This window comes from Streptomyces sp. NPDC096105 (assembly GCF_044763335.1).
GTDB lineage: Bacteria > Actinomycetota > Actinomycetes > Streptomycetales > Streptomycetaceae > Streptomyces.
In genome coordinates this window covers 307,573-325,751 of the sequence record NZ_JBIWGC010000003.1, presented here as the reverse complement: position 1 = coordinate 325,751, position 18,179 = coordinate 307,573, and the positions used below count along the sequence as shown (strand labels likewise).

General features: G+C 72.8%; 12 protein-coding genes and 2 pseudogenes. 9 read left to right on the top strand and 5 right to left on the bottom strand.

Annotated elements, in window-relative coordinates; translation table 11 throughout:
* Positions 1-182 precede the first annotated feature (182 nt).
* The gene (locus ACIQ8B_RS06975) at positions 183-1,592 is read right to left on the bottom strand and encodes a phosphatase PAP2 family protein (protein ID WP_403545824.1); all 1,410 of its coding nucleotides are present in this window, start codon (positions 1,590-1,592) and stop codon (positions 183-185) included.
* Positions 1,593-2,144: 552 nt separating this feature from the next.
* On the opposite strand from ACIQ8B_RS06975, the pseudogene ACIQ8B_RS06970 reads away from it, so the two are divergent.
* From ACIQ8B_RS06970 to ACIQ8B_RS06935, 8 genes and pseudogenes are all read left to right on the top strand, one after another.
* Positions 2,145-3,353, top strand: a pseudogene (locus ACIQ8B_RS06970) (S8 family peptidase); the annotation flags it as partial.
* 125 nt (positions 3,354-3,478) lie between these two features.
* Positions 3,479-4,642 (top strand): DUF4190 domain-containing protein, encoded by a 1,164-nt coding sequence (locus ACIQ8B_RS06965; protein WP_403545822.1) that lies wholly within the window; start codon positions 3,479-3,481, stop codon positions 4,640-4,642.
* A gap of 147 nt (positions 4,643-4,789) precedes the next feature.
* Complete coding sequence (locus ACIQ8B_RS06960; protein ID WP_290008152.1) at positions 4,790-5,542, top strand: GntR family transcriptional regulator; 753 nt, start codon at positions 4,790-4,792, stop codon at positions 5,540-5,542.
* Positions 5,543-6,201: 659 nt separating this feature from the next.
* Positions 6,202-6,414, top strand: a pseudogene (locus tag ACIQ8B_RS06955) (hypothetical protein); the annotation flags it as partial.
* A 48-nt stretch (positions 6,415-6,462) separates the two neighbouring features.
* Entirely contained in the window at positions 6,463-6,876 is a 414-nt protein-coding gene (locus ACIQ8B_RS06950; RefSeq protein WP_290008154.1) for a (deoxy)nucleoside triphosphate pyrophosphohydrolase, read from the top strand.
* Between the two features lie 136 nt (positions 6,877-7,012).
* Positions 7,013-7,465 carry an ATP-binding protein gene (locus ACIQ8B_RS06945; protein WP_290008179.1) on the top strand — a complete coding sequence of 151 codons (453 nt, stop codon included), beginning with the start codon at positions 7,013-7,015 and terminating at the stop codon, positions 7,463-7,465.
* Positions 7,466-7,730: 265 nt separating this feature from the next.
* Positions 7,731-10,370, top strand: coding sequence for a SpoIIE family protein phosphatase (locus ACIQ8B_RS06940; RefSeq protein ID WP_290008156.1), 2,640 nt, complete (start codon positions 7,731-7,733; stop codon positions 10,368-10,370).
* 111 nt (positions 10,371-10,481) lie between these two features.
* Positions 10,482-11,591 carry a hypothetical protein gene (locus ACIQ8B_RS06935; RefSeq protein WP_403545819.1) on the top strand — a complete coding sequence of 370 codons (1,110 nt, stop codon included), beginning with the start codon at positions 10,482-10,484 and terminating at the stop codon, positions 11,589-11,591.
* 3 nt (positions 11,592-11,594) lie between these two features.
* On the opposite strand, the gene ACIQ8B_RS06930 is transcribed toward ACIQ8B_RS06935, so the two are convergent.
* The 4 genes from ACIQ8B_RS06930 to ACIQ8B_RS06915 form a co-directional block, all read right to left on the bottom strand.
* A complete protein-coding gene (locus tag ACIQ8B_RS06930; protein WP_403545817.1) occupies positions 11,595-12,362 on the bottom strand; it encodes a succinate dehydrogenase/fumarate reductase iron-sulfur subunit in 768 nt (255 codons plus the stop codon).
* Positions 12,359-14,296 carry a fumarate reductase/succinate dehydrogenase flavoprotein subunit gene (locus ACIQ8B_RS06925; protein ID WP_290008158.1) on the bottom strand — a complete coding sequence of 646 codons (1,938 nt, stop codon included), beginning with the start codon at positions 14,294-14,296 and terminating at the stop codon, positions 12,359-12,361. Before ACIQ8B_RS06925 ends, ACIQ8B_RS06930 begins: the two co-directional genes overlap by 4 nt.
* Before the next feature lie 15 nt (positions 14,297-14,311).
* A complete protein-coding gene (locus tag ACIQ8B_RS06920) occupies positions 14,312-15,145 on the bottom strand; it encodes a hypothetical protein (RefSeq protein WP_403545815.1) in 834 nt (277 codons plus the stop codon).
* 61 nt (positions 15,146-15,206) lie between these two features.
* The gene (locus ACIQ8B_RS06915) at positions 15,207-15,500 is read right to left on the bottom strand and encodes a hypothetical protein (protein ID WP_290008160.1); all 294 of its coding nucleotides are present in this window, start codon (positions 15,498-15,500) and stop codon (positions 15,207-15,209) included.
* A 310-nt stretch (positions 15,501-15,810) separates the two neighbouring features.
* Between ACIQ8B_RS06915 and ACIQ8B_RS06910 the strand changes: the two genes are divergently transcribed.
* Positions 15,811-18,105, top strand: coding sequence for an ABC transporter family substrate-binding protein (locus ACIQ8B_RS06910; RefSeq protein WP_403545812.1), 2,295 nt, complete (start codon positions 15,811-15,813; stop codon positions 18,103-18,105).
* Positions 18,106-18,179 lie beyond the last annotated feature (74 nt).

The following is an 18,179-nucleotide window of genomic DNA, read 5'->3' as shown; positions in this document are numbered from 1 at the left end:
GGGACGGAACAGGTGGCGTCGGTGCGGGCGTGGCTGGTCGGCACCGGCACGCGTCAGGGGCCGGGTGGCCCCTGACGCTGTCCCTGGTCGGTGCACCCCTCGGACGAGCACGGCGGGGCGTCGGCCGGGCCTCTGCTCGAACCGGGGCGGTTCGAGTTCCGGCCGTGACCCTGTCCCAGGCGTCAGACCAGTTCCGGCCGTGCGTCCGGCGACCCGGGCGATTCAGGCGACTTCGGGGAGCCGGCCGTCCCCTGTGGCTCGGCGGTCTCCGCCGGCTTCACCGGCTCGGCCGGCTCCGTGTTCTCCGCCGCACCCCGGGATCCCGCCGCCTCCGGTGCGGACCGAGGTCCGGGAACGGACACCTTCGTGTTCCGTCCCCGCGCCGTCCGCACGTACGCGTGGATCACCCCGCCCGTCACCAGCAGCAGGAGAGGGCCGAACAGCCAGGGCCGGGCGGCCATTTCCACCGGCAGCCAGCGGTACGCCGACAGCAGCGCGGCGAAGACGCTCGTGCCGAGGGCGACCAGGCGGACGCTCGCGCGGTCCCAGCCGTGCGCGGAGCACCGCACCGCCGTCTCGATCGTCAGGGCGAAGACCACGCCGGCGAGCAGGTCGGCGCCGTAGTGGTAGCCGAAGCCCAGGGTCGCGGCGAGGGTGCCGGCCAGCCAGAAGGCGCCCGCCCAGCGCACCGCCCGGGAGCCGTCGCGGGTGTGGACGAACAGGGTGACCGCCCACGCGGTGTGCAGGCTCGGCATGCAGTTGCGCGGGGTGACGCCGTCGAACGGGATCGGCTGTGGGTCGGTCACCGGCGGCAGGGTTTCCGGCCAGAGGTTCGCCGTCGCCCAGGCGCCGCCGTCCGTGCCGTACGCGAAGATCGGTCCGACCACCGGGAAGATCATGTAGATCGCGGGGCCGAGCAGGCCGATCACCAGGAACGTGCGCACCAGGTGGTGGGCGGGGAAGCGGCGCTCCACCGCGACCCGGCGCAGCTGGTAGAGGCCGACGAGGGCTGCGGCCAGCGGGAGTTGGCCGTAGACCACGTGCAGGACGCCCGTGCTGACCGGCGCGGTGGCGTCCATGAGGCGGCCGGCCAGCCACGACGGGTCGGCCAGGGCGTGGTCCGCGGCCGCCACGTAGGCGTCGAGGACGGTCGGCCGGGTCTCCGACGTGATCAGCAGCCAGGTGTCACCGGTCTTGTGGCCGGCCACCAGCAGCAGGCCCAGACCGGTGCCCTTCAGCAGCAGCATCCGTTCCTGCCCGGTGCGGCGCGTGAGGCCGAGGACCGCACAGCCGAGCACCACCCACAGCGCGCCGTTGCCGAAGTTCATCTCGGCGTCGAGCGCCCACCGGACCAGGAAGAAGACGACGTCCACGGCGGCGGCGACGCCCAGCGCGATCAGCCGCTGCCGCCAGGTGAGCACCACCATCGTCAGTGCCAGACCGCCGTAGAGCAGCGGACCCGACTCGGGGGCGAAGACCACCTCCCGCGACTGTTCGGTGATCGGCCCTGAGAAGCCGTAGCCGCGCGCCACGATCTCCAGCGCGACGAGGAAGCCCAGGGTCGCCGCACCCGCCGCGGTCCACAGGACCACGCGGGGCCGGCGCCACGTGGCGGGCTGCGTCCCGCGGTCGTCCCGCGGCGGTATTCGAGTGGGTTCGATTCTCAACTGGTTCGCCTGGTGATTCGGTTGTGGGCAGGTGGCGTCACGGGCACGTGGCGCATGTGCGCCGAAGGGCCGGGTGGGCTGGGACTTCCGGTGGACAGCCGGTGAACGAGGACATCCGTCGTGAGCTCGAACATGTTAACGGGGGCGGGCGGGGAGTCCATGGGTCAGCTGTGTCGCGGCTGTGTCGCGGCTGTGCCGGGCGGTTGTGCCACATCCGTGCCGGGCGGTTGCGCCGCATCTGTGCCGGGCGCCCGGTGTCCGGATCGGAACGGCGGGGTCCGTAGGCCGTCGAGGCGCCCTTGTGCAATTCCTGTGGAACCCTCAATCTTTCGGCTGACGCGCAGGGACATGACGGCTCGCCTTGTCATGACCCTGACATACAGGTGTGTTCCGGCACGTGCGCACCCGTGCGTCACCGCACCACCCCCGCACCATCCCCCACATGAACGCGCACCACCGATTGAGGAGGAACCCTCCATGGCAGTGATGCGTCACCCCCGGCGAAGACTGGCCGTCCTCGGCGCCGCGGCCTCCGCGGCGCTCGTCGCGAGCCTGGTCTCCGCACTCCCCGCGGGAGCGGCGCCGGCCGCTCCCGAAGGCCGCATCCAGTACGCGGGCGCCGCGAACGCCGTCGCCGGCAGCTACATCGTGACCCTGAAGGCCGACGAGGCCCGCTCGACCACCGGCGAGGGCCGCGCCCTGGCCGAGAAGTACGGCGCCGCCATCGAGCGCACCTACAGCAAGGCGCTCAACGGCTACGAGATCGAGGCCTCCGAGGCCGAGGCGAAGCGTCTCGCCGCGGACCCGGCCGTCGCCTCGGTGGTGCAGAACCGCACCTTCACCGTCACCGCGACCCAGTCCAACCCGCCCTCCTGGGGCCTGGACCGGATCGACCAGCGCAACCGCCCCGTCAACCGGGCCTACACCTACCCCGACTCGGCCGGGCAGGGCGTGACGGCGTACATCATCGACACGGGCGTCCGCATCAGCCACAGCGACTTCGGCGGCCGCGCGTCCAACGGCTACGACGCCGTCGACGGCGACAACGTGGCCCAGGACGGCAACGGCCACGGCACCCACGTCGCCGGCACCGTCGCGGGCAACGCGTACGGCGTCGCCAAGAAGGCGAGGATCGTCGGCGTCCGCGTGCTCAACAACTCCGGCTCCGGCACCACCGCGCAGGTCGTCGCCGGCATCGACTGGGTGGCGCGCAACGCGGTCAAGCCGGCCGTCGCCAACATGTCGCTCGGCGGCGGTGCGGACAGCACGCTCGACGCGGCCGTCCGCAACGCCGTCGCCGCCGGTGTCACCTTCGTCGTCGCGGCAGGCAACGAGTCCACCAACGCCTCCACCAAGTCCCCGGCCCGGGTGACCGAGGCGATCACGGTCGGCGCCACCACGTCCACCGACTCCCGCGCCAGCTACTCCAACTACGGTTCGGTGGTGGACCTGTTCGCGCCCGGTTCCTCCATCACCTCCGCCTGGCGCACCAGTGACACGGCCACCAGCACCATCTCCGGCACCTCGATGGCCAGCCCGCACGTCGCCGGCGCCGCCGCCCTGTACCTGGCCGGCAACCCGTCGGCCACCCCCGCCCAGGTCTCGTCCGCGCTGACCTCCTCCGCCACCACCGGCGTGGTCACCAGCCCGGGCAGCGGTTCGCCCAACCGCCTGCTGTACGTGGGCTGAGCGCACCCGCTCCGTACGCACTGAGCGCATCCGCCGAGGTACGGACACCGGCCGGTCCGGCGGACCGGCACCCCGCCCCGGGGGGCATCCCCCGGGGCGGGGCCCGTCACCGTCCGCTTACGATGCGCGTCGTGTCGATACCTCCGCCCGCCGGGCCGCAGCACGAAGGCGGCGCCCAGCCGCCGCACCTCCCCCACCAGGGCACGCCCGGTCCCGCCCCGTACTTCCTCTACGGGCCGTACGGGCCCCGGCCGCCCGTCCCCGTCAACGGGGTCGCCATCGCCGCCCTCGTCCTCGGAGTGCTGTGCTTCCTGCCCGCCGTGGGGCTGGTGCTGGGGCTGATCGCGCTGCGGCAGATCAAACGGCGGGGGGAGCGCGGGCAGGGGATGGCGGTCGCCGGCGTCGCGCTGTCGTCGCTCGGGCTGGCGCTGTGGACGGTGTCGCTCGCCACCGGGGTCGCGGCGGACGTCTGGGAGGGCTTCAAGGACGGGGCACGCGCCGACAGCGTCCTGTCCCTGCGCAAGGGTGACTGCTTCACCTCGCCCGGCGGGCTGGAGGGCTGGACCACCGAGGCCGCCCGGGTGCCCTGCTCCGACGAGCACGACGGCGAGGTCTTCGCCCTCGTCACCGTCCCCGGGAGCGACTTCCCCGGCGACGACAGCCTCGTCGAACTGGGCGAGGACCGCTGCTACGCACTGCGGGCCGCCTACGTCATGGACGCCTGGTCGCTGCCGGAGGAGGTCGGCGTCTACTACTTCGTCCCGTCCCGGCAGAGCTGGAGGTACGGCGACCGCTCCATCGCCTGTGTGCTCGGCCGCGAGGACGGGACCCGCCTCACCGGGTCGCTGCGCAGCGACGAGACCACCCTCGACGTCCATCAGCTCACCTACCTGGAGGCGGCCGAGGTGCTCAACGCCGCGCTGGACGAGGTGCCGGGGTCCGACCACCCCGACGACGACGTGAGCGACGACCGGGAGTGGGCCGGGCAGGTCGAGGAGGCCGTCGCGGAGCAGGCGCGGCTGCTGCGCGCGCACGAGTGGCCGAAGGCGGCGCGGGGGCCGGTGGACGAGCTGATCGTGGACCTGGGCAAGGCGCGGGTCGCCTGGGGGCGGGCGGCGAGCGCCACCGACCCGGACTCCTACTGGATCCGGGAGGAGGAGGCCTGGGACGCGACCGATCCGTCCCTTTCCGTCACCGTGCGCGAAGCCTTGAGGTTGGCCACCTCACCGCCCGCGTACGACGAGGGGGGCGAGCAGGAGCCGGAAGCCGGTGAGATGCAGGTGTGAGAACTCCCGTAGCGGGGAGAAAGTGCCTGCGTGAAGCCCTCCTGCGGCAGAAATCATCACTTCGAGTGATTCTCTGGCCTTCGCTTGCTTCGGACAACCCAGAGTTGCCACTCTGTTGCTGTCTGTACAACCCGAGGGGAGCGGCCAGTGACATTCGGTGAGCAGCCGGCGTACCTGCGCGTCGCGGGTGATCTCCGCAAGAAGATCGTCGACGGTCAGCTGCCGCCCCACACCCGGCTCCCCTCCCAGGCCCGCATCCGCGAGGAGTACGGCGTCTCGGACACGGTCGCGCTGGAGGCGCGCAAGGTGCTGATGGCCGAGGGGCTCGTCGAGGGCCGCTCGGGCTCGGGGACGTACGTGCGGGAGCGGCCCGTGCCGCGGCGGGTCGCCCGGTCCGGGTTCCGCCCGGAGCGCGGGGCGACGCCGTTCCGGCAGGAGCAGGCCGACGTCGGCGTGCGCGGCACCTGGGAGTCCAGCAGCGAGCAGACGGACGCCAGCGCGTCGATCGCCCAGCGGCTGGACATCGACGCGGGGGACCGCGTGATGCGCACGAAGTACCTCTTCCGGGAGGCCGGCGAGCCGATGATGCTCTCCACGTCCTGGGAGCCGCTCGCCCTCACCGGGCGCACGCCCGTGATGCTGCCCGAGGAGGGCCCACTGGGCGGTATGGGCGTCGTCGAGCGCATGCGCGCGATCGACGTCATCGTGGACAACGTCACGGAGGAGGTCGGCGCGCGTCCCGGCCTCGCGGAGGAGCTGCTGCTGCTCGGGGGCGTCCCCGGCCACGTCGTCCTGGTCATCCAGCGCACGTACTTCGCGTCGGGCCGCCCGGTGGAGACGGCGGATGTCGTCATCCCGGCGGACCGGTACAGGGCGGCGTACCACCTGCCGGTGAAGTAGGGGTTCCGGGCGGCCCGCGCGGGGGTCGGCCGTCACGGGCGGGGGCGCGTGGGGGACCGGCGTCGAGGGCTCCCGCATCTGCCTGGCCCGGTCTTCGCGCCGAGCGTGGCACGGGGCCGGGAACGGCGCCCCGCCCCGGACGCGCGGCGTGTGGAGTGGCGGGTGACCCGAGGCCGCAGGACTCCCGGCAACCGCCCGCCGATCGTCGTGGCGCGTGTGCGGGCCGCACCCGGGAGCCCGGACCCCTCGCCCCTGCCCGCCCGCCGTTGCTGCAGCCCGCCCACGCCTCGGTCCGCCTTCTCCGTGACTCACCCAAGGGCACCCGCGCCTCCCCATCCGCCCCATCACCCCCTTGCGCTCCCCTCCGCGCCCCGGACCACGCTTCCGCTCCGGCGCGCCGCGCGTGCCGCACCGACCCCGCAGCCGAAGCAATTTGGCCGTTCTCGCAGGTCGCTCCAGTGACCGGGCGAGGACGGCCATACGCCGCTGACCGGACATGTCGCCCCCGGCGCACGGCGCATCCACCGCCGTGCGCCCCCTTCGCGCTGGCCGGTTGCGTGCCTGTTCGTGAAAAGGCGTATTCGCTCAGTGAAGGTAAGGCGTAGGCTCGGGCATATGCGGACTGCGGTTTCCTTACCGGGCGGGGCGCGGCACAGGCCGCGGGAGGCAAGTGGAGGGGAGCGATGAGCGACGGCACGGTGACTCTTCCCTGGCTCGTCGTGCGTCAGGACGACAACGGCAACCGCTACCGGGTGGGCCGTTACGCGACACGCGCCGAGGCGGAGAAGATCGCGGACAGCCTCGACGGCCGTGGCCACCAACAGCTCTACTGGGTCGAGCGCATCGGCCAGAACGGCCGCACCGTCAGCTGACCCGGCCCCCGGCGGGTGATGGCCCGTCCCTCCCGTAGGCTCCGGCGCATGAGCGAGCGGATCGTGGTGGTCGGAGCCGCCCTGTGGCACGGGGGACGGCTCCTCGCCGCCCGCAGGAGCGCGCCCGCCGAACTGGCCGGGCTCTGGGAGCTGCCCGGCGGCAAGGTCGAACCGGGGGAGGCCCCGGACGCTGCCGTCGTCCGGGAGCTGCGCGAGGAACTCGGCGTCGACGCCGAGGCCGGGGAGCGCGTCCCGGGCCAGTGGCCGCTGCGGACGCCGTACGTCATGCAGGTGTGGACCGCGCGTCTGCGCCCCGGGTCCGCCGCCCCGCGCCCCCTCCAGGACCACGACGAGTTGCGATGGCTCGCCCCCGACCGTGTCTGGGACGTCGACTGGATCGAGCACGACGTGCCCGCCGTGCGGGACACCCTCACCCACCTCGGATCACGCGACGGCGTATGACGCGATTCCGGCGCACCCGCGCGGGAGTGACGGCGCATGAGCGCGCCGTGGGCATCGTCCCGCGCGAGCGGCCGGCGGCTCGCGCCGTTGTGCGCGGTACTCCGTCCGGGATATCGGGTATGTGGCTATTGACCATATGAAACCGGACACGGCCGGACTGCCTGACTCGCTCGGCGGGGAGGTGATCCGCGTGACCGACACCGACGGTGACCGGGTCACGTGGACCCTCGCCGCGGATCCGGACGCGGTGCGTGCCGCCCGTCGCGCCGTGCGCGAACAGCTCGGCCGGTGGGAGCTCGACGGCGTCGCCGATCTCGCGGTGCTGCTGGTCAGCGAACTCGTCACCAACGCCCTGCGGCACGCCACCGGACCCGTCGGCGTCTGCCTGACCCGGCCCGCGGGACGGTCCGGGGTGCTGCTGGTCGAGGTGTCCGACCCGGTCCCCGAGCCGCCGCACGAACGCGTCGCCCGGCCCGAGGACGAGGGCGGGCGCGGTCTCCAGCTGCTGGCCCGCTCCTCCCGCCGCTGGGGGCACCGGTCCGGTCCGCACGGCAAGACGGTGTGGTGCGAACTCGTGGTCCCCCGGTGAGGTCCCGCACGGCCGTTCGCGGGTGTGGGCGTGCTCGCGTCGCCCGTGTGACCGGTCCCCTTCCGTGACGGTTGTCGAACCGGGGGTTCGACGGCGTGTCCGCTGGTTAGAAGACTGGGAGTGTTCTCACGGCGCGGACCGAAAAGCATCGGGACCGTGCTGTGATCGTGAACACCGTGTTGTGCGGCGCCGTAGTGCTGGATACTGCGGGCAGCCGCTCCCGGTGACCGGTGCCGGACGCGGTGAGCTGGAGGGGACGGTTCGCGTGAGCGAGATACCAGCGAAGGCCACGGAGTCCGAGGACTCGTCGGGCGGCCCGAGGGGCGAGGCCGCCGACGGCCTCGTATCCGGCGATGCTCCGTCCGGCGACGCGATGTGGCAGACCGCCCCGCCCGGCTCCATGTACGACTACATCAAGGTCGCGTCCTTCTCCATCGGCCCCGACGGGCTGGTCGACCAGTGGAGCCTGCGCGCCGAGCAGATCTTCGGCATCCCGGCGGAGCGCGCCGTCGGCATGGACCCGATCGAGGCGTTCCTCGAGCCCGTCCGCAGGGAGCGCGGCCAGCGCAAGATGGCCGAGATCCTCGACGGCCGGGAGTGGACCGGGGTCGTGCCGTTCCGGCTGCCCGCCGGCCTGGCGGCGGACGAGCGCGACCGGGAGGGCGTCGCCGAGGTCTACGTCATGCCGACGCGGACCGAGGAGGGCGAGAAGGCCGCCGTCTGCATCGTCGTCGACGTCCGCACGCTGCGCCGTATCGAGACGGATCTGGCCGCTTCGCAGGCCATATTCGGCCAATCTCCCTTCGGCTTCCTGCTGATCGACCCCGACCTGCGGGTCCGCCGGGCCAACGAGCGGTTCGCGTCCACCTTCGGCGGCACGCCCGACGACCACCGCGGGAAGGGCGTCCACGACTACCTCCCGCGCGGGGAGGCCGAGCGGGTCGCGGCGACCCTGCGGAGGGTGCTGGAGACCGGCGAGTCGATCACGGACATGCACGTCACCGGGTCCGTCCCCGGCTCCGACGAGCGCCGTCACTGGTCCGTCAACCTCTACCGGGTGCACAGCGGCAGCGGCCGCCCCATCGGCATCGCCTGGCTGGGCACCGACATCACCGCCCGGCGTGCCGCCGCCCGCGAGGCCGCCGCCGCGCGGCGCAATCTCGCCCTCCTCAACGAGGCCGGCGCGCGCATCGGCAACTCCCTCGACCTGGAGACCACCGCGCGCGAACTGCTCGACGTGGTCGTGCCCGGCTTCTGCGACCTGGCCACCGTCGACCTCTACCAGGGGCTGCTGGCCGGCGACGAGACCCCGCCGGGTCTTGCCGACGGCAGCGCCGAGGTGCGCCGGGTCGCCTTCGCCAGCGCCGTGTCCGACGGCCCCATCAGCGGCACCGGGGAGCCGGTGAAGCTGGGCGCCGTCCACCACTACCCGTTCAACTCGCCCTGTGCGGGGGCCCTGCGCACCGCCCGCCCGCAGACCGTGCCCGGCGAGGACGGCGGCCTGGTGCAGTCCACGCTCGCGGTCCCGATGGTCGCCCACGACACCGTGGTGGGCCTCGTCCAGTTCGCCCGCACCAAGGGCAGCGAGCCGTTCGGCGACCGCGACCGCGACCTCGCCGTCGAACTGGCCGCGCGTGCCGCCGTCTGCATCGACAACGCCCGCCTCTACCGGCGCGAGCACGAACGCGCGCTGATACTCCAGCGGTCCCTGCTCCCGCCCGGCGACCCGGAGGCGTCCGGCCTGGACATCGCCTGCCGCTACCTGCCCGGCAACGCGGCGACCGGACGGGCCGGCGAGGTCGGCGGCGACTGGTTCGACGTCATCGAGCTGCCCGGCCACCGCACCGCGCTGGTCGTCGGCGACGTCATGGGCCGCGGCCTGCGCGCCGCCGTCGCGATGGGCGAACTGCGCACGGCCGTACGGACCCTGGCGCAGCTCGACCTCGAACCGGCCGAGGTGCTCGCCCAGCTCGACGAGATCGCCCGCGGTCTCGGCGCGCCCGGCGGGCCCTCCCAGGCGTTCGCCGGAGGCGTCCAGCAGGCGACCAGAGCCGCCCGCCGCCCGCGCGAGGCGGACCTCTCCGAGGTGTACCTGGCCACCTGCGTCTACGCCGTCTACGACTCCGTCACCCGCCGCTGCACCTTCGCCAACGCGGGCCACCTGCCGCCCGTCCTGGTCGAGCCCGGCGAGAACGCGCTCATGCTCGACGTGCCGCCCGGCATGCCGCTCGGCGTCGGCGGGGAGCCCTTCGAGGAGGTGGAGGTCGAGCTGCCCGAGGGCGCCCTGCTCGCGCTCTACACGGACGGACTGGTCGAAAGCCGCGATCACCCCCTCGACGAGGGACTCCAGGCGTTCGTGGGCACGCTCACCGACCCCTCCGCCCCGCTGGAGGACGTCTGCGACCACGTCCTCAACACGCTCGACACCCGTCACGGCGAGGACGACATCGCGCTGCTGATGGCACGTGTACAGGGCCTGCCCGCCGACTCCGTGGGCGACTGGACGCTGCCGCGCGAGCCGCGCAGCGTGGGCCGGGCCCGCGAGCACGCCCGTGCCCAGCTCCTCGCCTGGGACATGGAGCCCCTGGTCGACACCACGGAGCTGCTGGTCAGCGAGCTCGTCACCAACGCCCTGCGGTACGGCGAGGGGGAGATCAGGCTCCGGCTGCTGCTCGACCGCACCCTGGTCTGCGAGGTCTGGGACTCCGGCCTGGTCCAGCCGCGCAGGCGGCGCGCCCGCGACACCGACGAGGGCGGCCGCGGCCTCCAGCTCGTCGGCCTGCTGAGCGCCGCCTGGGGCTCACGGCGTACCCCCCGGGGCAAGACGGTGTGGTTCGAACTGCCGCTGCCCGGGTCCGACACCGGCCTCACCGACCCGGCGGAGGCGCTGCTCAGCCTCTTCTGACGCCCCGGCGACCCGGCGGTGACCCTTCGTGATCATGCGCCGCGACCGCAACCGGAACACCCGTTCCCCTCGTCCTCACCCGCAACATCCGACGACGAGGGGAACGGCGGCATGGAACACACGGAGTCGCGGGACGGTACACCCGGCGAGAGCGACACGGAGTCCGTGCCCGAGTCCGCGCCCGAGACCGTGCCCGAGGGGAAACGCCGCCGCAGGCCCTGGGTGCGGCGGGCCGGACGCACCGCCCTGGTGCTCGCCCTGGTGCTGATCGTGCCGCTCCTCGCCATCGAGACCGCGCTGCGGGTCAACTACATGGGCGACCCGGCGGACGGCACCTACACCCGGAACCGGGACGCCATGTGGCTCGGCCACGCCTGGGTCGACGGACGCAAGAAGGACGCCGACGTCGCCGGCCTCGCCCGCCGTCTGAAGGACACCGGCATCCGGGACCTGTACGTCCACTCCGGTCCGCTGGAGCACGACGGCACGCTGCCGGAGTCGGCGTATCCGCGCGCCCGCTGGTTCATCGGCGCGGTGCACCGGGAACTGCCCGGCGTCCGGGTCCAGGCGTTCCTCGGGGACGTCCTCGCCAACGGCGGCCCCGACGGCCTGGAGCTGAGCGACGCCGCCACCCGCGCCGAGGTGGTGCGCAGCGCCGGCCAGGTCCTCGACGCCGGCTACGAGGGCGTCCACCTCGACCTGGAGCCGCTGCACTCCGACGACCAGGACTACCTGGATCTGCTGGACGACCTGCGGAGACTCACCCAGGACCGGGACGCGGCGCTGTCCGTGGCCGCGCACCAGATCGACCCGCTCCCGCACCTGCACACCGTCGCCGGATTCCTCGCCGACCACCCCAAGTGGTGGTCGCAGAAGTTCTTCGGCCAGGTGGCCCGGCGCGTCGACCAGATCGCCGTGATGTCGTACGACACCGCGCGCCCCTTCGAGAGCACCTACGGCGGGTACGTGGCCCAGCAGACCTCGCTCGCCCTGGAGGTCACCCCGCCCACCACCCATCTACTGATGGGCCTGCCCTTCTACTACGAGAGCAACCCCAGCCACTGGGGCCACGCCGAGACCGTCGCCGCCGCCGTCCGGGGCGCCCGCCTCGGCCTGTCCCGCACGGACCCCGACCGCGAGCTCTTCGGCCTCGCCCCCTACATCGACTTCGCGGCGACGGAGACCAACTGGAAGGAGTTCGAGGACGGCTGGGTCCGCTGACCCCTAGGACCGGCGGCGGATCCTGTCGCCCAGCCACACGAGCGGGTCGTACGTGCGGTCCACCGCCCGTTCCTTCAGCGGGATCAGCGCGTTGTCCGTGATCTTGATGCCCTCGGGGCAGACCTCCGTGCAGCACTTGGTGATGTTGCAGTAGCCGAGGCCGTGTTCGTCCTGGGCCGTGCGCCCGCGGTCCAGGCCGGACTCCTCGGCCGCGTCCAGCGGGTGCATGTCCAGCTCCGCCACCCGCATCAGGAAACGGGGACCGGCGAACGCCCGCTTGTTCTCCTCGTGGTCGCGGACGACGTGGCAGGTGTCCTGGCACAGGAAGCACTCGATGCACTTGCGGAACTCCTGCGGGCGGTCCACGTCCTCCTGCTTCATCCGGTACTCGCCCGGACCGACCCCGGCCGGCGGCACGAACGCCGGGATCTGCCGCGCCTTGGTGTAGTTGAAGCCGACGTCCGTCACCAGGTCCCGGATCACCGGGAACGCCCGCAGCGGCGTCACGGTGACCGTCTCGTCCCGGCCGAACACCGACATGCGGGTCATGCACAGCAGCCGGGGACGCCCGTTGATCTCCGCCGAGCACGAACCGCACTTCCCGGCCTTGCAGTTCCAGCGCACGGCGAGGTCGGGGGCCTGGGTGGCCTGGAGGCGGTGGATGATGTCGAGGACCACCTCGCCGTCGTTCACCTCGACCCGGAAGTCCTCCAGGCCGCCTCCGTCGACGTCCCCCCGCCACACCTCGAAGCGGGCCTCGTAGCTGCTCACTCGTAGAGCTCCTCTTCGGCCAGGTACTTGACCAGCTCGTCCTTCTCGAAGAGGGCGAGCAGGTCGGGGCGGATGGGTTCGGTGGTCTCGCGGGTGAGGGTGATCTGCCCGCGTACCGCGTCGGTGGCGGCGAGCCCGCCCGTGGGGTCGGTCAGCGTGCACAGCAGATTCACGTTGCGCCAGGCGCGGTCCATGGCGGCGTGATCCTCCCGGGTGTGGCCGCCGCGCGACTCGGTGCGCTCCAGCGCCGCCCGGGCCACGCACTCGCTGACCAGCAGCATGTTCCGCAGGTCCAGCGCCAGGTGCCAGCCCGGGTTGAACTGCCGGTGGCCCTCCACGCCCGCGCGACGGGCCCGTGCCCGCAGCTCGGCGAGCTTCTCCAGCGCCTGTCGCATCTCGTGCTCCCGGCGGATGATGCCGACCAGGTCGTTCATCGTCTGCTGGAGTTCCTGGTGCAGCGTGTACGGGTTCTCGGGCGGGCCGTCGGCCACCGCCTCCCCGCCCTCCGCCGAGAACGGCCGCAGCGCCTCGGCCGCCGCCGCGTCCACCTGGGCGTCGTCCGCGCGGGGCCGCGCCCCGGCCCTGGCGCTCGCGTGGTCCGCCGCGTACCGGCCGGCCCGGCGGCCGAAGACCAGCAGGTCGGACAGCGAGTTGCCGCCGAGCCGGTTGGAGCCGTGCATGCCGCCCGCGACCTCACCGGCCGCGAACAGCCCCGGCACCCCGCGCGCCGCCGCCGAGTCGGAGTCGACGGCGATGCCGCCCATCACGTAGTGGCAGGTCGGCCCGACCTCCATCGGCCCGGCCGTGATGTCGACGTCCGCCAGCTCCTTGAACTGGTGGTACATCGACGGCAGCCGGCGTTTGATCACCTCCGCGGGCATCCGGCTGGACACGTCCAGGAAGACCCCGCCGTGCGGGGAGCCGCGGCCCGCCTTGACCTCGGCGTTGATGGCGCGGGCCACCTCGTCGCGGGGGAGCAGCTCGGGCGGGCGGCGGTGGTGGTCCGGGTCGTCGTACCAGCGGTCGGCCTCCTCCTCGGACTCCGCGTACTTGTCCTTGAAGACGTCCGGGATGTAGTCGAACATGAACCGCTTGCCCTCGGAGTTGCGCAGCACCCCGCCGTCGCCGCGCACCGACTCGGTGACCAGGATGCCCTTCACCGACGGCGGCCAGACCATCCCCGTCGGGTGGAACTGCACGAACTCCATGTTCAGCAGCGGCGCGCCCGCGAGCAGCGCCAGCGCGTGCCCGTCGCCGGTGTACTCCCACGAATTCGACGTGACCTTGAAGGACTTGCCGATGCCGCCGGTGGCGATCACCACCGCGGGCGCCTGGAGGACGAAGAAGCGGCCGGACTCGCGTGCGTAGCCGAAGACGCCGCTGACCTGGTCGCCGTCCTTCAGCACCCGGGTGACCGTGCACTCCTGGAAGACCTTCAGCCGGGACTCGTGGTCACCGGTCTCGGCGAAATCCTCCTGCTGGAGCGCGACGACCTTCTGCTGGAGGGTGCGGATCAGTTCCAGGCCGGTGCGGTCGCCGACGTGCGCCAGGCGCGGGTACTCGTGGCCGCCGAAGTTGCGCTGGGAGATCCGCCCGTCCTCGGTCCGGTCGAACAGCGCGCCCCAGGTCTCCAGCTCCCACACCCGTGCGGGCGCCTCCTGGGCGTGCAGCTCCGCCATCCGCCACTGGTTGAGGAACTTCCCGCCGCGCATGGTGTCGCGGAAGTGCACCTGCCAGTTGTCGCCGGAGTTGACGTTGCCCATCGCCGCCGCGATGCCGCCCTCGGCCATCACGGTGTGCGCCTTGCCGAACAGCGACTTGCAGATCACGGCGGTACGGGCGCCCCGCTCGCGCGCCTCGATCGCGGCGCGCAGGCCCGCGCCGCCGGCCCCGACCACGACGACGTCCCACTCCTGTCGGTCCACCACGGACATAGGCAAGGCCCCCAGCTAGAAGAAGCGCGGATCGTCGAAGACACCGGACGCGACGAGATAGACGTAGAGGTCGGCGAGCGCCACGCTGACCAGCGAGGCCCAGGCGAGCTGCATGTGCCGGGCGTTCAGCCGGCTCACCCACTGCCACATCCGGTAGCGCACCGGATGCTTCGAGAAGTGCTTGAGCTTCCCGCCGACGATGTGCCGGCAGGAGTGGCAGGAGATCGTGTACAGCCAGATCAGCACGATGTTGACCAGGAGGACGAGCGTGCCGAGGCCCATGTGACCCCAGGCGTAGTCCTCGTCCCGGAAGGCCAGCACCGTGTCGTAGGTCAGGACGAGCGCGACCAGCAGCGCCGCGTAGAAGAAGTACCGGTGGACGTTCTGCAGGATCAGCGGGAAGCGGGTCTCGCCGGTGTACTTCGTGTGCGGTTCGGCGACCGCGCAGGCCGGAGGGGACGCCCAGAAGCTGCGGTAGTAGGCCTTGCGGTAGTAGTAGCAGGTCAGCCGGAAGCCGAGCGGGAAGATCAGGATGATGATCGCCGGCGAGAGGCCCCACCAGCCGCCGAACAGCTCCCAGTTCGGGCCGCCGCGCATCGGCTCGCAGTTCTCCGCGAGGCACGGTGAGTAGAACGGCGACACGTACGGCGCCGCGTAGTAGTCGGCGTTGGAGAGCGCCCGCCAGGTCGAGTAGACGACGAAGGCGAACAGCCCGGCCGCGGTGGCGGCCGGGGCCAGCCACCAGCGGTCGGTCCGCAGGTGCGGGGCGGAGATCGCGGCGCGCGTGCCGGATCTCACGCCGCCGCGGCGCTCGGGTTCGGTCGCGGGGGGTTCCGTACCAGTGGCCACGTCGTCCACTCCGGTAGGGGTCGGGGGCGCCGGGTCGGCGGGGGGCGGAGGTCGGGCGGGGTCAGGGGGCGCGGCGGTCGCGGGCGCCGAGACCCTCGTCGTCGGTGTCCACCCACAGCGACGGGTCGTAGGGGGTGTCGGAGATGGTCACGAGGTCGAGCCGCTCGGCCGGGCCCGCCGCGGCGACGGCGGTCTCCCGGAGCAGCGCGAGGCTCTCGCGCAGGTGGTTGGTGTCGGAGCGGACGCGACGGATCTCCAGACCGCCGCTGCCCAGCTGCTTCTCCAGTCGCCCCACCGACCTGACCAGGTCGTCGAGGCAGCGCTGGACGGTCGTCAGTTCATCGTGCACGGACATGACGTGACCTCACTTCCACGGGTCCTTCAGGCCCAAGGCGGTGCAACGGTCATGCGCCTGCGAGTGTTGCGCGTCACACCTTGCGCTGTGAAGGGATGTGCATCGATTGGCCGAGGCCCATGGGTGCATCGTCCGGTGCGCGGCCGTGTCCCGCCGGGTGCGTTGCGCCGCACGGGTGGCGCGCCGTCCCCGGCCGCCGTGTCGCCCGGGAATGCAGAACCCTTTCCTCTTCAGTGGGCCGCATACATCGGATGACCACCCCATATCACGTGTGATCACCGTGCCCGCGGCTTTCCGGAGGTATCCAGAGATGTCCCACGACGGCATCGGACCGCGCGCGGTCCTGCGTTCGGTCGCCTTCCTCACCGCCGGCGTGCTCACCGTGCCCGCCCTCGCCGGGTGCGGTTCCGAGGACCCCGCGGGCAAGCCGCTCGCGGGCGCGGACGTCGCGGGCGCGGACCGGTCCGACATCGCCGACGGCGGGACCCTGCGCTGGGCCGTGGACACCGTCCCGGACACCCTGAACACCTTCCAGGCCGACGCCGACACCACCACCGCCCGGATCGCCGAGGCCGTGCTGCCGTCGATGTACCGCACGGACGGCCGGGGCCGGGCCGTGCGCAACCCCGACTACCTGGCCTCCGCCGAGGTCGTCGACACCGAGCCCAAGCAGGTGGTCGTCTACAGGCTCGCCCAGCAGGCCGTCTGGAGCGACGGCCGGGAGATCGGCGCCGCCGACTTCGCCGCACAGTGGCGCGCCCTGTCCGGCAAGGACACCGCCTACTGGACCGCCCGCAACGCCGGCTACGACCGCATCGAGAAGGTCGAGCGCGGCGCGAACGACCTCGAGGTCAAGGTCACCTTCAGCCGCCGCTACGCCGACTGGAAGTCGCTGTTCACCCCGCTCTACCCCAAGGAGGTGACGGGCACCCCGGACTCCTTCAACGACGGGGCGCGCAAGAAGCTGAAGGTCACCGCCGGGCCGTTCACGGTGGACGAGGTGGACACCGAGGAGGACGAGGTCGTCCTCGCCCGCAATCCGCGCTGGTGGGGCAGACCGGCCAAGCTGAAGAAGATCGTGCTGCGCGCCGTGCCGCACGACGAGCGCGTCTCCGCGCTCAGCGACGGCACCCTCGACCTGGCCGAGATCGGCCCCGAGGCCGCCCGCCGCATCACGGTCGCCGCCCTGCCGCAGGACGGCGGCGCGCCCCTGATGGGTCCCGAGGCCGACCGCTCCGCCGCGGACGCGCTGCGCTCCTGGGCGGTCGCCCACGGCTCCGACGAGGACGCCGCCGACGAGGAGATCTCCGCCCGCGAGAAGCTGCGCAAGAAGGCCGAGAAGTACGCCCGGCAGCAGAAGGCGCTCGGCGGCTTCGAGGTCCGCACGTCACTGGAGCCCGCCTACACCCAGCTCGCCCTCAACGGCGCCGAGGGACCCCTCTCCGACGAGCGGGTCCGCCGGGCCGTGGCCCGGGCCCTGGACCGCGAGGACCTCGCCGGGGCCGTGCTGAAGCCGCTCGGCCTGCCCGCCGAGCCCGTCGGCAGCCACCTGGCGCTGCCCGGCCAGGCCGCCTACGCCGACGGCAGCGGCGCCCTCGGCACGCCGGACGCCAAGGAGGCCAGGGCCCTGCTCTCGGACGCCGGATGGGTGCCGGGCGGTCCGGTGAAGGAGGGGAAGGAGAAGGACGAGGACGAGAAGAAGGACGACAAGAAGGACGAGGAGAAGAAGAAGGACGCGGGGGAGAAGGCGGCCGGCTCCGAGGCGGACGAGGACGAGGCGGGCGGCTCCGGAGATTCCGGGAACTCGGACGGCTCCGGGGAATCCGGCGACGGGGACGGTGACGACGGCACGTACATCGTCGGCGAGGACGACGGGAAGAACCACGGCGACGGCAAGGCCCCGCACGACCCGGACACCGGCGCCGGCACGCGGAAGCAGAGCGGCGGCGCCCCCGCCGGCGCCTACGCCCCCCAGGGCACCGCGGCCCCGGCTCGCGCGGACGCGGCCCCGGTCGCCAAGGACGGCAAGGCGCTCGTGCTGCGGTTCGTGCTGCCGTCGGGGCCCGGCTCGCAGACGCTGGAGACCGTGGCCGGCCGGATCGCGACGATGCTGGAGAGGATCGGCATCCGCACCGACATCTCCAAGGTCGACGACGACAGCTACTTCAAGGACCACATCGCGTCCGGCGACTTCGACCTGGCCCTGTACTCCTGGCCCGCGACGGCCTTCCCCGCCACCGACGCCCGCCCCGTCTACTCCAAGCCGGTCCCGGCCGCCGACGGCTCGCTGAACGTGGAGCAGAACTGGACCCGCGTCGGGACCGACCAGGTGGACCAGCTCTTCGACCAGGCCATCGCCACCCTCGACGACGCCGAGCGGCGCGACCTGATCCGCAAGGCCGACTCCCGGATCTGGGCGGCGGCCGGCTCCATCCCCCTCTACCAGCGCCCGCAGCTCGTCGCGGCCCGCAAGAACCTCGCCAACGCCGGCGCCTTCGGCTTCGCCGCACCGGTCTACGAGGACATGGGCTTCCTGAAGAAGCCGGCACAGGGGGCCGAGGGGTCGCCGGGGGCGAAGAACAGCGCGTCCTCCTCCGGGAGCTGACCGGACCGGCCGGCAACCGCGACGCGGCCCGGCGCCCCCACCGGGGCGCCGGGCCGCGTCACGTTCGCGGTGCG

Bases quoted from the DNA above. Each gene is read 5' to 3' on its own strand.
- ACIQ8B_RS06965 (WP_403545822.1), top strand. From the start codon at position 3,479: ATGCGCGTCGTGTCGATACCTCCGCCCGCCGGGCCGCAGCACGAAGGC.
- ACIQ8B_RS06935 (WP_403545819.1), top strand. From the start codon at position 10,482: ATGGAACACACGGAGTCGCGGGACGGTACACCCGGCGAGAGCGACACG.
- ACIQ8B_RS06945 (WP_290008179.1), top strand. From the start codon at position 7,013: ATGAAACCGGACACGGCCGGACTGCCTGACTCGCTCGGCGGGGAGGTG.
- ACIQ8B_RS06925 (WP_290008158.1), bottom strand. From the start codon at position 14,296: ATGTCCGTGGTGGACCGACAGGAGTGGGACGTCGTCGTGGTCGGGGCC.
- ACIQ8B_RS06950 (WP_290008154.1), top strand. From the start codon at position 6,463: ATGAGCGAGCGGATCGTGGTGGTCGGAGCCGCCCTGTGGCACGGGGGA.
- ACIQ8B_RS06910 (WP_403545812.1), top strand. From the start codon at position 15,811: ATGTCCCACGACGGCATCGGACCGCGCGCGGTCCTGCGTTCGGTCGCC.
- ACIQ8B_RS06915 (WP_290008160.1), bottom strand. From the start codon at position 15,500: ATGTCCGTGCACGATGAACTGACGACCGTCCAGCGCTGCCTCGACGAC.